At 45.1% G+C, this 14,758-nt stretch carries 15 protein-coding genes, 1 other RNA gene and 1 other annotated feature; of the genes, 2 read left to right on the plus strand and 14 right to left on the minus strand.

Features of this window, described 5'->3' with window-relative positions; translation table 11 throughout:
* Positions 1 to 7: 7 nt before the first annotated feature.
* From AC0VXY_RS15135 to cymR, 4 genes are all read right to left on the minus strand, one after another.
* Positions 8 to 679, minus strand: a complete 672-nt coding sequence (locus AC0VXY_RS15135) for a tetratricopeptide repeat protein (RefSeq protein ID WP_475527875.1) — start codon at positions 677 to 679, stop codon at positions 8 to 10.
* A gap of 156 nt (positions 680 to 835) precedes the next feature.
* Positions 836 to 1,951, minus strand: a complete 1,116-nt coding sequence (mnmA, locus tag AC0VXY_RS15140; RefSeq protein ID WP_475525717.1) for a tRNA 2-thiouridine(34) synthase MnmA — start codon at positions 1,949 to 1,951, stop codon at positions 836 to 838.
* 49 nt (positions 1,952 to 2,000) lie between these two features.
* Positions 2,001 to 3,143, minus strand: a complete 1,143-nt coding sequence (locus tag AC0VXY_RS15145) for a cysteine desulfurase family protein (RefSeq protein ID WP_475525718.1) — start codon at positions 3,141 to 3,143, stop codon at positions 2,001 to 2,003.
* 13 nt (positions 3,144 to 3,156) lie between these two features.
* The gene (gene cymR / locus AC0VXY_RS15150) at positions 3,157 to 3,576 is read right to left on the minus strand and encodes a cysteine metabolism transcriptional regulator CymR (protein WP_435990046.1); all 420 of its coding nucleotides are present in this window, start codon (positions 3,574 to 3,576) and stop codon (positions 3,157 to 3,159) included.
* Between the two features lie 204 nt (positions 3,577 to 3,780).
* Between cymR and AC0VXY_RS15155 the strand changes: the two genes are divergently transcribed.
* The gene (locus tag AC0VXY_RS15155) at positions 3,781 to 5,055 is read left to right on the plus strand and encodes a replication-associated recombination protein A (RefSeq protein WP_435990045.1); all 1,275 of its coding nucleotides are present in this window, start codon (positions 3,781 to 3,783) and stop codon (positions 5,053 to 5,055) included.
* 123 nt (positions 5,056 to 5,178) lie between these two features.
* Complete coding sequence (locus AC0VXY_RS15160; protein WP_475525719.1) at positions 5,179 to 5,898, plus strand: protein-glutamine gamma-glutamyltransferase; 720 nt, start codon at positions 5,179 to 5,181, stop codon at positions 5,896 to 5,898.
* Positions 5,899 to 5,983: 85 nt separating this feature from the next.
* Here AC0VXY_RS15160 and AC0VXY_RS15165 read toward each other — a convergent pair whose 3' ends face one another.
* The 10 genes from AC0VXY_RS15165 to AC0VXY_RS15210 all read right to left on the minus strand — a co-directional run bounded on the left by AC0VXY_RS15165 (position 5,984) and on the right by AC0VXY_RS15210 (position 14,742).
* Positions 5,984 to 6,934: an ABC transporter permease gene (locus tag AC0VXY_RS15165; RefSeq protein ID WP_475525720.1), complete on the minus strand. Its 951-nt coding sequence runs from the start codon at positions 6,932 to 6,934 to the stop codon at positions 5,984 to 5,986.
* Positions 6,927 to 7,853 (minus strand): ABC transporter ATP-binding protein, encoded by a 927-nt coding sequence (locus AC0VXY_RS15170; protein ID WP_435994445.1) that lies wholly within the window; start codon positions 7,851 to 7,853, stop codon positions 6,927 to 6,929. Before AC0VXY_RS15170 ends, AC0VXY_RS15165 begins: the two co-directional genes overlap by 8 nt.
* Positions 7,853 to 8,563: an ABC transporter ATP-binding protein gene (locus AC0VXY_RS15175; RefSeq protein WP_475525721.1), complete on the minus strand. Its 711-nt coding sequence runs from the start codon at positions 8,561 to 8,563 to the stop codon at positions 7,853 to 7,855. The genes AC0VXY_RS15170 and AC0VXY_RS15175 overlap by 1 nt, the downstream gene beginning before the upstream one ends.
* Before the next feature lie 2 nt (positions 8,564 to 8,565).
* Positions 8,566 to 8,940 (minus strand): GntR family transcriptional regulator, encoded by a 375-nt coding sequence (locus AC0VXY_RS15180; RefSeq protein ID WP_475525722.1) that lies wholly within the window; start codon positions 8,938 to 8,940, stop codon positions 8,566 to 8,568.
* 3 nt (positions 8,941 to 8,943) lie between these two features.
* Positions 8,944 to 9,723: a hypothetical protein gene (locus AC0VXY_RS15185; RefSeq protein ID WP_475525723.1), complete on the minus strand. Its 780-nt coding sequence runs from the start codon at positions 9,721 to 9,723 to the stop codon at positions 8,944 to 8,946.
* Between the two features lie 190 nt (positions 9,724 to 9,913).
* Positions 9,914 to 10,681, minus strand: a complete 768-nt coding sequence (locus AC0VXY_RS15190; protein ID WP_475525724.1) for a tRNA threonylcarbamoyladenosine dehydratase — start codon at positions 10,679 to 10,681, stop codon at positions 9,914 to 9,916.
* 199 nt (positions 10,682 to 10,880) lie between these two features.
* Positions 10,881 to 11,070: non-coding RNA, 6S RNA (gene ssrS / locus AC0VXY_RS15195), on the minus strand.
* Between the two features lie 70 nt (positions 11,071 to 11,140).
* A complete protein-coding gene (gene aspS, locus AC0VXY_RS15200; protein WP_435994443.1) occupies positions 11,141 to 12,907 on the minus strand; it encodes an aspartate--tRNA ligase in 1,767 nt (588 codons plus the stop codon).
* Between the two features lie 31 nt (positions 12,908 to 12,938).
* The gene (gene hisS, locus AC0VXY_RS15205; protein ID WP_475525725.1) at positions 12,939 to 14,213 is read right to left on the minus strand and encodes a histidine--tRNA ligase; all 1,275 of its coding nucleotides are present in this window, start codon (positions 14,211 to 14,213) and stop codon (positions 12,939 to 12,941) included.
* Positions 14,214 to 14,287: 74 nt separating this feature from the next.
* Positions 14,288 to 14,519, minus strand: a binding site (T-box leader).
* A gap of 70 nt (positions 14,520 to 14,589) precedes the next feature.
* Complete coding sequence (locus AC0VXY_RS15210) at positions 14,590 to 14,742, minus strand: RNA polymerase subunit sigma-70 (protein ID WP_263497616.1); 153 nt, start codon at positions 14,740 to 14,742, stop codon at positions 14,590 to 14,592.
* Between the last annotated feature and the right edge of the window lie 16 nt (positions 14,743 to 14,758).

Genomic DNA, 14,758 nt, shown 5'->3' on the forward strand with positions numbered 1-14,758 from the left:
CCCCTAACTATTCACTTTGTTCATTTTTAAGCTTTTCGATCATCTTGATTCCATAACCCGCCAGCATATGATCAGGTTGAACCTCAATGGCTTTGTTGAAATACATGAGTGCCGTATCCGCATCATCCTTGTGTCCTGCATACGCAACCCCCAGATTGTAATAAGCATCTGCATGCTCCGGATCCGTTTCCACCACTTGGGATAATTGAGTGATCGCTTCTTCATATGCTTCCACTTTAGCAAGACACAATCCTAATTGAAAACGGGCTTCGATGTCTTCTTCATTCAATTCAACACTTCGCTGAAAGTACGGTAGTGCAAACCTTGGCTGATCTAACTGGAACAGACTCATTCCAAGCATAAAGAATACGTCGGCATTCTCCATGCCTTTTGAGATGGCCTTTTCAAATTGATCTTTTGCTTCGTCAAACTTATTCTCATTGAAAAAGAGATTTCCGAGAGAGTAATAAGCTGCTCCTGCGTTTTCATCGACGGAAATCGCCCGTTCAAAAAACTTCTTCGCTTTTTCATTGTCGCCAACCGACATCAATACATTTCCAAAATTGATATACCCAACCGGCTCCTTTGGGTTTTCTTCGATGGCTTCAGTAAAGAGTTTTACCGCCTCTTCTACTTTTCCTTCTTGCAATAACTCTATTCCTTTTAAATTCTTATCCAATGTAAACACCTCTATATGGTCTATTATTTATGTATGTACTTCCTTTTATCGTTACTAGTATAACATAAGGGACATCCGGAAATGGAATCCTTCCTTGATGAAAAAAAGGACTGAGAGAAAAGAGATTCCAGCTCTCCTTTTCTCAGTCCTTTTGCTTTATCCGACGTACGTCAGTTTTTTTTCATCTTTAAAGATGGTATCGATCGTTCCTCCACCAAGACATTCATCTCCATTGTAGAATACAACGGCCTGTCCCGGCGTCACCGCTCGAATGGGTTCATCAAAGATCACTTTCACCTTGCCATCTTCCATAGGAATGACCGTTACCTTATTATCAGCCTGGCGGTAACGGAATTTTGCCGTGCATGCGAATTCAGACGATTTCTCTTCATTCGATGTCCAGTGCACATCCGTCGCAAGGATGGAATCGGAATAAAGGGCAGGGTGCTCAAAGCTTTGACCTACGTAAAGGACGTTTCTTTCCAGGTCCTTCCCGATGGCGAACCAAGGATCACCTGCACCGCCGATGCCAAGTCCGTGACGCTGACCGATGGTATAGTACATTAAACCATCATGTTTCCCTATCACTGTTCCATCCAGTGTTTCCATCTTTCCAGGTTGCGCCGGAAGATAGTTACTCAAGAAATCTTTGAAGTTACGTTCACCGATGAAGCAGATTCCCGTACTGTCTTTCTTGGTCGCCGTGGCAAGGCCCGCTTCCTTCGCGATTTCCCTTACCTTCTTCTTATCGATCGCTCCAAGTGGGAACATCACTTTCTCAAGCTGATCCTGCCCCAGCTGATTGAGGAAGTATGTTTGATCTTTATTGTTATCGACGCCACGGAGCATCTTATATTCTCCGTCACGATATTCGACCTGGGCATAGTGACCCGTTGCGAGATAATCCGCCCCTAATTTCAGCGCATGATCAAGGAATGCCTTGAACTTGATTTCCTTATTGCACATCACATCGGGATTCGGGGTCCTTCCGGCTTTATATTCATCCAGGAAGTACGTAAACACTTTATCCCAATATTGTTTCTCAAAATTCACAGCGTAGTAAGGAATCCCAATTTGGTTACATACCCGAATCACATCGTTGTAGTCTTCGGTTGCTGTACATACTCCGTTTTCATCGGTATCATCCCAGTTCTTCATGAAAATCCCGATGACTTCATAGCCCTGCTGTTTCAATAATAATGCGGCTACAGAAGAGTCCACTCCACCGGACATCCCAACGACCACTCTCGTATCCTTTGGTTCTTTTTTCACTAACGCCACCTCCTTGTTTCCGTTCGATCGCCTGAATTAGACGACCATCTTATGTTGTTAATCTCTTCACGATGTTTGCGACTTCATGGGCAGTCCTCTCAATCTGCTCCTCCGTGTTTCCAAGACCGAAGCTGAAACGGATGGAGTTCCTTGATTGCTCAGACTGTTTCCCATACATCGCCACAAGTACATGTGATGGTTCTATCGATCCAGCCGTACAAGCGGAACCGCTTGAAACGGCGATACCTGCCATATCCAAATTCATCAGCATGGATTCTACATCCGTGCCGGGAAAGCTTAAGTTTAGCACATGGGGTAATCCGTGCTCAAGGGATCCGTTCTCTTCGAATTCTATCCCATTATGGGCCAATGTTTCCCTAAGTAAATTCTTGAGACCAGAGAGCGCCGCATGCTTCTCTTCAAGAGAATGCCGGGCCAGATCCACTGCTTTGCCAAGACCCACGATTGCAGGGACATTCTCTGTTCCTGCACGACGCTTCCGTTCCTGCTCGCCGCCGTATGATCCCGGTTGCAGGTCCACACCTTTATGGGAATAAAGAAATCCAATTCCCTTGGGACCGTTGATTTTATGCCCTGAAACCGAAAGCAGATCGACCCCCAGGTCCTTGACATCGATGTTAGTCAACCCGAATGCCTGTACAGCATCCGTATGAAAAATGGCCTGATGATCCCGCAATAATTCACCGATTTCTTTAATCGGCTGAAGGGTCCCCACTTCATTATTCCCGTACATGATCGTCACGAGGATGGTATCATCCCTCAGTTCCCTTTCTAGGTCCGGAAGCGCTATTCTTCCTGCACGGTCCACAGGCAGGTACGTGACCTCGAAGCCTTTTGACTCGAGAAATTCACATGCATGCAGCACTGCATGATGCTCGGTCTGTGTCGTAATGATGTGGTTACCCTTTTCCTTATTTGCTTCCGCCGTTCCGATAATCGCTAAATTATCCGCCTCTGTTCCACCACTGGTGAAAATGATTTCATTGTAATCGGCATGGATGCTTTCTGCAATGATGGTCCGTGCATGATCCACAAGATGACGTGATGCACGTCCAAATGAATGAATGCTTGATGGATTACCAAAGGTTTCCTTCATCACTGCTGTCATTTCATCGATCACTTCAGGATGCAAGGGCGACGTTGCAGCATGATCCAGATACACTCTTTCCATTGATTGTTACCTCCTAGATATAGAACATGTACGCATCTGATTCCCCGTCATCAGAGTGGCTGGCCAAATCTTCTATTGTTGTATTGTCGAGTACATCTTTGACTGCATCACGGATCCGGATCCACAGTTCACGCTTTGCCGGTTCCTCGTCCTCGATTCCTTCCACGGGACTGATCGGTCCTTCAAGGATCCGGATGATATCCCCCGCTGTAATGTCAGAAGGCTCATGGCCCAATACATAACCACCGTACGCCCCCCTGATACTTCTGACAAGACCGCCGTTCCGCAGTGGAGCGACAAGCTGTTCAAGATAATGTTCAGACAGCTCATGCTGCTGTGCGATGGTCTTCAGTGAAGTAGGCCCTTCACCGTGGCGTTTTGCAAGTTCGATCATAATGGTTAAACCGTAGCGGCCTTTAGTTGATATCTTCATGTCCAGCACCTCTATTATATTTAATAACGTCACATGTTGAGACGGGACGTTTTTCTTCTTATTGACTTTTGTTATTATAGCATATTCGCACTCTCACTGTGAAAGGGGCGGTTTCATTCTCACTGTGCATCCACAATATTTCCTTAATGGGATCTCCTGTGATAAAGTGAATGGTACTAGAACGTCAGTTTGGAGAGATGTTTCATGTCGATAAAACCACTTGCCTTCAAGATGAGACCAAGAACCATCGAGGAAATCATCGGGCAGCAGCATTTAGTAGGGGAAGGAAAAATCATCGACCGGATGGTGAAGGCGAAGCAGCTATCATCCATGATCCTGTACGGTCCTCCCGGCATTGGAAAAACGTCCATTGCAAGTGCCATAGCCGGAAGTACAAAATACCGTTTCAAAACCCTGAACGCCGTGACGAATAATAAAAAAGATATTCAAATCGTAGCAGAAGAAGCGAAAATGTCAGGAAGTGTGGTCCTCCTATTGGATGAGGTCCACCGACTGGATAAAGGAAAGCAGGATTTCCTCCTTCCCTATTTAGAGAACGGGATGATTACATTGATCGGGGCGACAACAAGCAATCCCTATCATGCCATCAATCCAGCCATTCGAAGCAGATGCCAGATTTTCGAATTAAAGCCTCTTTCAATAGAAGAAATGAAAATCGCCCTGAACCGTGCCATTGAAGATGAAGAACGCGGTTTGGGCGGATATTCACTCGATGTAACCGATGAAGCGATTGAACATTTTGCAAGTAGCAGTTTCGGTGATGTAAGAAGTTCCCTGAATGCATTGGAATTGGCTGTATTGTCCACTTCACCTGGTGAGGATGGGGTCATTCATATTGATGTCTCCATTGCAGAAGAGTGCCTTCAAAAGAAAAGCTTTTCTCACGATAAAGATGGCGATGCTCATTATGATGTCGTCAGCGCATTTCAGAAATCGATTCGCGGAAGTGATGTGAATGCAGCCCTCCACTACCTCGGAAGACTCGTTGAAGCAGGAGATCTGCCTAGCATTGCCCGGAGACTGCTCGTGATTGCCTATGAAGATATCGGCCTTGCCAATCCCCAGGCGGGACCACGGACACTCGCGGCAGTGGAAACAGCTGAGAAGATCGGGTTTCCAGAAGCCAGGATTCCGTTAGCGAACGCAATCATCGAGCTTTGTCTATCACCTAAATCAAACTCGGCAATCACCGCCATCGACCTTGCCCTTGCAGACATCCGGAAAGGAAAGAGCGGCGAAGTGCCCGATCATCTGAAAGATGCACACTATCAAGGCGCGAAAGAATTGGGCAGAGGTGTGGAATATAAATATCCACACAGCTATGAATCAGGATGGGTGCCACAAACCTACCTGCCGGATAAACTGAAAAAGGCTCAATACTACACCCCCAAAGCCACAGGGAAATTCGAACAGGCCATAGCTCAGGTGTATGAGAAGATAAACAAGCAGGTAAAATAACCTGAAAACTTAGTGGAAGAAGAGACGGAAGAGTATCGTTTCTTCTTCCATTTTTTTCACTGTGTTATTACCATATCCCCCCACCCAATCATACATTAGTAAAAAGGCCTGGAGGTGTATGGATTGATCATCATCGAAAATGAATCCAACCCAAAGGATTTACCGAACCTGACCGCTGTTGAAGAAAACATATTTACTACATTAAAAGAAAGCCCCACCGACTATCGGTATCGGAATCTTCCAGAGCTCAAATATGAGCTGAAAGTAAGGGAAAGAATCATTTCTAATGCAAAAAAAATGAATGAAAGTGACGCCACTTTTTCAGCTTTTGAACATTCAAAGTTCAACCCGACATTTTGGACCAAGACCCCTTACGGATACCAGTTGAAGGAATCCAAGCTTCCATCTGACGCCATTGATGATATCTTCACCAACAGTTCTGCGTACAGCTTCGAATGCGTAACAAGTATCGTCCTGCTTTACTATAAATCCATCCTTGATACGATCAAACCTTCCTATTTCAATGAACTGTACTCACATCTCCTTGTCTGGGGCCACAACTATGATGATGACCTTCCGATGGTCACATACAAAGGGCTGGATTATATCCCCGGGGATGTCTATTACTTCTTTAACCCCGATTTTGAAGATCCGATCTGGATGGGTGAAAACTCTGTCTTTATAAAAGAAGACCAGTATTTCGGCCACGGTGTGGGACTCATGACACACGACAAAATGATTGAAGCCCTGAATACACTTCGCAAAAAGGAAGCAACGAAGTCCGCCTACCTCCTTGAACAAGTTACACGCCTGAAATTTTCTGATTTATATCGATACACATAAAAAGTGACGAACTCTGATGAGTTCGTCACTTTGTTGTTTTTACATTATTTTGTCCAGCTGCGGCGGCTAGACCCTGGAGGCTTTTCTATGCCGCTACGTCCCTTTTATTGAATACCAGGAAGGCAAGCAGCTGGAAGATGATGAAATAAATGATCAGCATGGTGATGGAGAAGCCCATGGTCATGCCGTCGACGAGTGGCGCTGTAAAGCCTGTGTACTGAGTCAGGTCTGTGTTGGCGAACAGACTGTATTTTGCCCAGTCGAATTTAAGGGCGAGCAGGCTTGTGGCATTGCCCCCGACGAATAGTAAGAATAATGAAATTCCGATCGCCAGTGAGCTGCTTCTGAACACAGCTGAAATCATGAAGGCCATGGTAGCCATCATCACGATATTGACGGTTTGTAATAAGTACGTCTTGATCAAGTATCCAACAATATTCTGTTCAACCACTTTCCCATCGATAAATGCCAGGTGAGTGGACTGATCTGTCCCTCCGAACAATAGAAGCCCAAGAAGGAGTGATACGACGAATAATAATAACAACAAACTCATGCCGTACAAAATGACGGTAAAGTATTTAGAAAGAAGGATTTTGGTGCGCGATATAGGGCGGATGAGCAATAGCTTGATGGTCCCCCAGCTAAATTCACTTGCGACGATACCTGCTGCCACAATGATGGTGAATAATCCTACAACCAGAACGACATTGGCATTCGTTTCTACGAACGTCCAGGTCGTTTCTTTTACTTTTGGTTCGATATCGTTCTCAATGCGGTATTCGTTTATCGCGACTCTTCGTTCAGTGTCTTTTTTAATAAATTTATTCAAATTAGGAGTTTCAGCCAACATTTGCTTATCTGATTCCACCTGGGCTGTTAGTTCCTGTTTCCAGTTATTCATTTCTTTTGCTTTCGAATCGCTATATTTGGTGAATGCGCCTGTCACTCCAATAATGAGAATCAACAGTCCAAGCATGACAAACGTTCCGACCCGCTTGAAGATTTTGGTCCATTCATTTCTAATAAGACTAAGCATGCATGACCTCTCCTTTATCATTTGTAATTTCCAGGAACCTGTCCTCCAATGTTTTGGCTACAGGCATGACGCTGTATATTTGCACATCGGCTTCTACCAGTGCCCGGATGACATCCGGTACTTGTTCTTTTGTCAGGGCCACCTGAACTTGTGATCCTTGGGATTCAAACTTGATGCCGGGGTCGAAACTGTTAAGAACGGCTTTAATTTTTTCCACATCGTTGATTTCGAAGTGATAGACTTGTTCAGACCCTTCTACAAAGTCCCTGACTTGTTGCACATCGACAAGCTTACCGGACTGGATGATCCCGATTCGGTCACACATCATTTCCATTTCAGATAATAAGTGACTCGATACGATGACCGCCATGCCCTCTTCCTCGGCAAGTTTTCTGATATACGCACGGATTTCACGGATTCCAGCCGGATCAAGACCGTTTGTCGGCTCATCGAGAATGAGTAGTTTCGGTTTATGGAGCAGGCACTGGGCAAGTCCCAGACGCTGTCTCATTCCAAGGGAGTACGTTTTCACCTTATCATTGATACGGTCCGTTAAACCGACCAGCTCAATGACTTCTTTCATTCGTTCATCGGAAATCCCTTTTTGCATGCGGGCAAAGTGTTGTAAGTTCTGATATCCCGACATGAACTTATAAAGCTCAGGATTTTCAACGATGGCCCCCACATCCTTAATGGCGCCTTCAAAGTCTTTCTTGATGCTTTTTCCTGAGATAAGGACATCTCCTTTTGATATATTCATCAATCCAACGATCATGCGGATCGTCGTTGTTTTCCCTGCTCCATTCGGTCCAAGGAAACCGAATACTTCCCCTTCATACACGTCGAACGTTAAATTATCAATGATGGTTTTTCCTTTGATGACTTTGGAAACACTTTGTAATTGCACAACCGTCTTCATCATTTCATCTTCCCTTCTGATTTTGTTGTCTTCTTCAACCACTGCAGGACAGATAGGCCTTCTGATTCTCTCAGCTCTTCCACCTGACAATGGCCTTTTATTTCTCCATCCGAGATGATATAGGCTTCATCCAGGATCGCTTCAATCTCATCGATTTCATGGGTGGCTATGATCACCGTCTGCTGTCCGAAATCAATATAGGAGAGGAGGCCTTTCACGATCGTATCCCTAACCATGGGATCCAGCCCTGAGAATGGTTCATCGAGTAGCAGCACTTCCGCGTTGCGGGACAATGCCAATACGAGCTTCAGTCTGCCCCGATTCCCTTTCGATAAATGCTTGATCTTCTTCCTGCCATCAAGCTCCATGAATTCGACCAGTTCACACGCTCTCCCTGTATCAAAATCAGGGAATTGAGAGGCGTAGAACCGAATCATCCCCTCAACGGTGAACGCTTCATAAAACATATCCAGTTCTGTCAAATAGGCGACTTCGCTGGCACTTTTCCTGGTGACCGGTTTCCCGTTCATGGTGACAGTCCCCGCATTCGGGAGCACAAGTCCGGCAATCATTTTTAATGTGGTGGATTTGCCGCTGCCGTTCGGACCGAGGAGACCATATATCTTCCCTTTTTGAAAATGAAAGGATGTCTGGTTCAATGCTATTTCGTTCCCGTATTTCTTGGTGACACCTTCAAATTTCACCACCATATCTATTCCTCCCCTCTTCTGTCAAGGTATTTTTCAACACCCTGGATCATTTGAACTTTCGTCAGACCCAGTTCTTTCATGTTCCGGATGAAGGACTCGATCACTTCCCTCTGGACTTTTTCATTCAACTCTGTCAGAACCTCTTCCTTTTCCGTCACAAATGTTCCCTGCCCTCTCCTCGTCTCCACGATGTCCATCCTTTCTAATTCACTGTACGTACGTTGAATGGTATTCGGATTCACTCCTGATTGGACGGCCATTTCCCGGACGGAAGGCAGTTTGTCACCAAGTGCTAACTCTTTCCGCACGATTTCACGGATGATTCGATCAGCAATCTGCAGGTAGATGGGCTTGGAAGCTGTGTATTCTTCTGTCATAAGCTACACCTCAACCTTACGATCCAATAACCGGCAGGAAATGATAAAGACGATGATCATGATCATTCCTTCAAACAGGAAAGGCATGACCGGGAATGGGATCATTTCAGCATCGAAGCCAGCATTCGTTTCATCGGCACCAACGGAGAAAAAGAATCCGGAACTCACCTTTACGGTAAAGGTTTCGAAGAAGAATCTTTCCACCCATTCAATACTCATGAAAAAAGCCACTATACTTTGATAGACAATGATACAACCCCCTATAACGATCCAGCGTATACTCTTGAGTGACGGATACTTTGAGAGTGAATGGTAGAGTGTCCACAGGAATATCGTCCATCCGGAAAAGTAGAGTCCGACAATCGTCACGCCAAGATTAAAGAGAATGCCTTCTTTGAATGGCCAATAAGAGAAAAGAGATTCCTCCTGAAAAATGACCATGGTCAGAATCCCCAATATATCTACTAGTAACAGTGATAGAGTGGAATAAATAAAGGCAATGATGATTTTGGATAATAGGAGCTTAAATCCGCTATGGGGACTATGAAGCCACAATTGGGTTTTCCCTTCCACCCTCAGCATGGAGCAGACGATTCCCGGAAGAAAGGCGAAATGGAATACTCCGATCATAATGAGGAATATTTGTGTCATGCTTGGCTCCTGGACATAATGGCCAATCATCAACCCTATGATAAAAATGAGAAAAATAATGGCTATCCAGCCATAAAACCAAATACTGGAGGTTTTGAAGTCTTTCCAGAGAAGACCTTTAAACGCGTTCATCCTTACACTCCTCCGTAATGTGTTTTAGTGTTCTAGTTAGATAGTACACTATGACAGAATAAAACGTCAATCCTTTTTTTACCTATTTATTGGAATTTTTTCAGATGAAGGATGCTCATGAAAAAGGAGAAAGAACGAAGGACAGACAAAAGGACTGAATCCACCTTGGGGATTCAGTCCTTTTAAAGAATTATGATTTGTCTTTTACTCTTTTGATTTCAATATCTTTTAACAACTGGTTCGTCACATGACTCGCTGCAATCAGCCCGGCCACGGAAGGAACGAAGGCGTTGGAAGACGGAGGAAGCTGTGCTTTACGGATCTTCGCATCATCTTTCCCTACTTCCTTTCTGATCTCTTCACGGATGACGATAGGGCTCTCATCAGAGAAAACCACCGTCACACCTTTTTTGATTCCTTCTTTTTTCAGGCGGGTACGGATCACTTTGGCGATAGGATCCGTATGCGTCTTACTGATGTCAGCAATTTTGAAGCGGGTCGGATCGGTTTTATTCGCCGCGCCCATGCTCGCAATCAATGGAATATCCCGCTTCAGACATTCTTTCATTAAATGGATTTTATAGGAAATCGTATCAGAGGCATCAATGACATAATCGAGGCCCTGATCAAAGAATTCCTCATATGTTTCTTCCGTGTAGAACATTTTTAAAGCGATGACCTCACAGTCCGGATTGATGTCCATAATGCGGTCCCTCATCAAATCAACCTTTGGCTGACCCACAGTAGAGAGCAATGCATGAACCTGACGATTTACGTTGGTGATGTCCACATCGTCTTTATCCACTAACACTAAACGGCCTACACCGGAACGTGCTAACGCTTCAGCTGCAAAGGATCCCACTCCCCCGATTCCGAGTACGGCCACCGTACTATTTTTAAGGGTTTGAAGACCTTCTTTGCCGATCGCTAGTTCATTTCGAGAAAACTGGTGTAGCAAAATAATCAACTCCATTATAAGTATTCAACTAGGTTTATACTGAATTAGAATAAAGGATAGGGGACCGAAAATCAACATGAAATGTTGTCCTTCTCTTTCGTTTACCCTATTTAGGGTAGGTTTAGCCCCGACAAAAAAGCCAGGCTGGTGTAAGCCTGACTCTTCAATTTATTTAAATATCTGTTATTAATTTGTTTGGACGAGTCCCAATCGTGCCGCCGCCATCATTTCCTTCGTTTTGAACCCGCTCTCGGCAGGTGGGTGCTTTATTCCACTATTTGTTAGTCCCCGGCACGGGGCATGAACGCCTAGCGGAAACATCAAGCTCCCGAAGTTTGAATTGTTCGGTCAAAACTGTTAGGTAAAAACGTCGTACACATCAGGACTCGTTTGTGATTGTCTAAATAATATCATACCACCAGGATGATTTCAACGAATGACCCCCGGAATTTAATTACATTATTCTACATCGAGTGACAAAGACAGCTCTTTTAATTGAGCTTCACTTACTCCACCCGGTGCATCTGTCAGTACACAACTTGCACTTGCCGTTTTCGGGAACGCAATCGTATCCCGGAGATTCGTGCGGCCAGCAAGGAGCATCACTAAACGGTCCAGCCCAAGGGCGATCCCGCCATGTGGAGGCGTTCCGTATTCGAAGGCTTCCAATAAGAAACCGAATTGCTCTTCCGCTTCTTCTTTCGAGAATCCAAGGACCTTGAACATTTTTTCCTGTATGTCACGCTCGTATATCCGCAGTGATCCGCCTCCAAGTTCGTATCCGTTCAAGACAAGGTCATACGCTTCGGCACGGACAGATGCAGGGTCCGTTTCGAACAGTTCAAGATCTTCCTTCACCGGCATCGTGAATGGATGATGCGCTGCATAGTAACGGTTCTCCCCTTCGTCAAACTCAAGTAGCGGCCAGTCTGTCACCCACAGGAAGTTGAATACTGTTTCATCAATCAGCTTCAAGTCTTTCCCTAATTTCAATCGAAGGGCACCAAGGGCGTCTGCCACAACTGATTTCTTATCTGCCACAAACAGCAGCAAGTCACCTGCTTCTGCATTCGCAGTAGTTGAAATCGCCGAAGCATCTTCTTCAGTCACAAATTTTGAGATCGGTCCTTTCAAGCCTTCTTCTTCTACCTTCAGCCATGCCAACCCTTTTGCTCCGTAGCGGGAAACAAACTCAGTCAATCCATCAATGTCTTTACGGGAATACTGTGATGCCCCACCTTTCACATTGATCAGCTTCACTTGCCCACCGTCCGCGACAGCGCCGGCAAATACTTTGAAGCCTGAATCCTTGACGATTTCGGATACATCGATCAGTTCCATGCCGAAGCGTGTGTCCGGTTTGTCAGAACCATAACGGCTCATGGCATCGTCATACGTCATTCTCTGGATAGGTAATGTAACGTTTACGCCTTTCACATCATTCATGAGCTTCTTCATCATATCTTCGACAAGTGAAATGATCTGTTCTTTATCCATGAAGCTCATTTCCATATCAATCTGCGTGAATTCAGGTTGACGGTCTGCACGAAGATCTTCATCACGGAAACAGCGGGCGATTTGATAATAACGGTCGAATCCGGAAACCATCAGCAGCTGCTTAAAGATTTGTGGTGACTGTGGCAGGGCATAGAATTCCCCTTTATGGACACGGCTCGGAACGAGATAATCACGTGCCCCTTCCGGCGTACTCTTCGTTAAGATCGGCGTTTCCACGTCCAGGAAGCCGTTATCGTTCAAGAAATTGCGGAATGATGTCGTTACATGATGACGCATCTTGAAGGTTTCCATCATCGCTGGACGACGAAGGTCTACGTAACGATATTTCAAGCGGACATCTTCCGACACTTCCATTTGGTCATCAATCATGAATGGAGGGGTTTTCGCTTCATTGATGATTTGAACCTCTTCTGCGTGGATTTCCACTTTTCCGGTTTTCAGGTTCGGGTTCACCGTTCCTTCTCCCCTTGCCACGACCGTACCCGTTATGCTCAGGACATATTCATTACGGATTTTCTCTGCAAGGGAAAGGGCATCTTCCGATAAATCTGGATTAAACACGACCTGTACGATTCCCTCTCTGTCACGAAGGTCTATGAAAATCAAGCCTCCCAGGTCCCTTCTCTTTTGCACCCAGCCTTTGATCGTGATTTTCTCACCGATGTATGTTTCTGTTATGTCTCCACAATATGCGGTTCTTTTTGTCATCATGTTCTCCTCCTTATCAAATCAACGCGTTCTATTTACCGAGCTTGCTCTTTACATTGTCAACAAACTGATCCAGGCTCACTTCTTCCTGCTCACCAGTAGCCATGTCTTTCAGATTGATTTTATTTTCTTGTAATTCGTTATCACCGATGACGGCCACATATTTCGCTTCATAGCGGTCGGCCGCTTTGAATTGGCCCTTCACCTTGCGATCCAGATAATCTTTTTCTGAAGAAATCCCTGCCGCTCTTAAATGATGAAGAAGCTTGACAGCATAATCTTTCGCATCATCACCCAATGATACGATGAAGCACTCGACTCCCTGATCAATCGGGAGTTCGACCCCTTCTGCTTCCAATGCCGCAAGCAGCCTTTCGATACTGAAGGCAAATCCAATTCCAGGCGTTTCAGGACCACCGATCATTTCAACCAGTCCGTTGTAGCGCCCACCTCCGCAAAGAGTCGTAATGGCCCCGAAGCCTTCTGCATCACTCATGATTTCAAAGGCTGTATGATTATAATAATCAAGGCCGCGGACGAGGGTGGGATCCACTGCGAATTCCACATCCATGTCTGAAAGGTGAGTTTGAACTTTTTCAAAATACTGCTTCGATTCGTCATTTAAATAGTCAATAATCGATGGTGCTGTAGACATCAATTCATGGTCTCGGTCTTTCTTACAATCAAGGATCCGCAGTGGATTTTTCTCCAAGCGATTCTGGCAATCGCCACAGAATTCATCGATCCTCGGTTTAAAGTGATTGATCAATGCCTCTCTGTGTGCATTCCTGCTTCCGGCATCACCAAGACTATTAATGACAAGCTTTAATTGAGTCAGCCCTAATCTCTTATAAATTCCCATTGCGAGGGAAATCACTTCTGCATCAATGGCAGGATCTTCACTTCCGAGAGCTTCGACGCCAAATTGGACAAATTGACGGTACCTGCCGGCTTGAGGTCTCTCATAACGGAACATCGGACCCGAGTAATAAAGCTTCGTCGGCTGATTCGGGTGACCGAACATTTTATTTCCTACAAAGGAGCGGACAACAGATGCGGTCCCTTCAGGTCGTAGTGCCAGGCTTCTGCCTCCCCGATCTTCAAACATATACATTTCTTTCTGTACGATATCCGTCGTATCCCCCACTCCACGGGTGAACAGTTCACTCGCCTCGAAAATCGGGGTGCGGATTTCTTTATACTGATAGTTGTGACAAAGGGTCTTTGCCACTTCCTCTACATACTGCCATTTTTCCACTTCACCAGGCAGGATGTCCTGTGTACCTCTTGGAATCTGAATGGACAAGATGATTTCCTCCTTTTATCGTGCACGTTGATGTTTATGTAAATAAAAAAAGCCCTCAGTCCCTTGTATACTATACAAGGGACGAGAGCTGTTATTCCCGTGGTGCCACCCTAATTGAAGTCTATGAAAGACCTCCACTTAGCCAGTTAACGCCTGGTACGTTCATCTCCTACTAACGAATAAGTTTTCAGAGAGAAACCTCCTGAGTGTTCATTCACTAAGTCACATTGTAGAAATGCTCTCAGCCAAGGCATTTCCTCTCTTTACATGCGGGGGTTAGCTACTGTGCTCGATCAACGGTTTTTGTAAATGTTATTTTATTTGTATAATGATACGGTTGGCGCAGGTCCATGTCAAGAGGTTAAAGGAAATTTCGTCAGGATCGCTCCATTTTCTTTTTTAACAATTTCACTTCCCGTAACGATAATCCGAATTCGGAAGCAAGTTCTACATTCAATGCATCTTTTTCACGTTCTAAAAACTGATGGAAATCCACTCCAAATAACTGGTTATCTCCATTTGCGCTCATGAATCCTTTTTCACTC

It is taken from the genome of Rossellomorea sp. QJM3NY_18 (genome assembly GCF_056173145.1).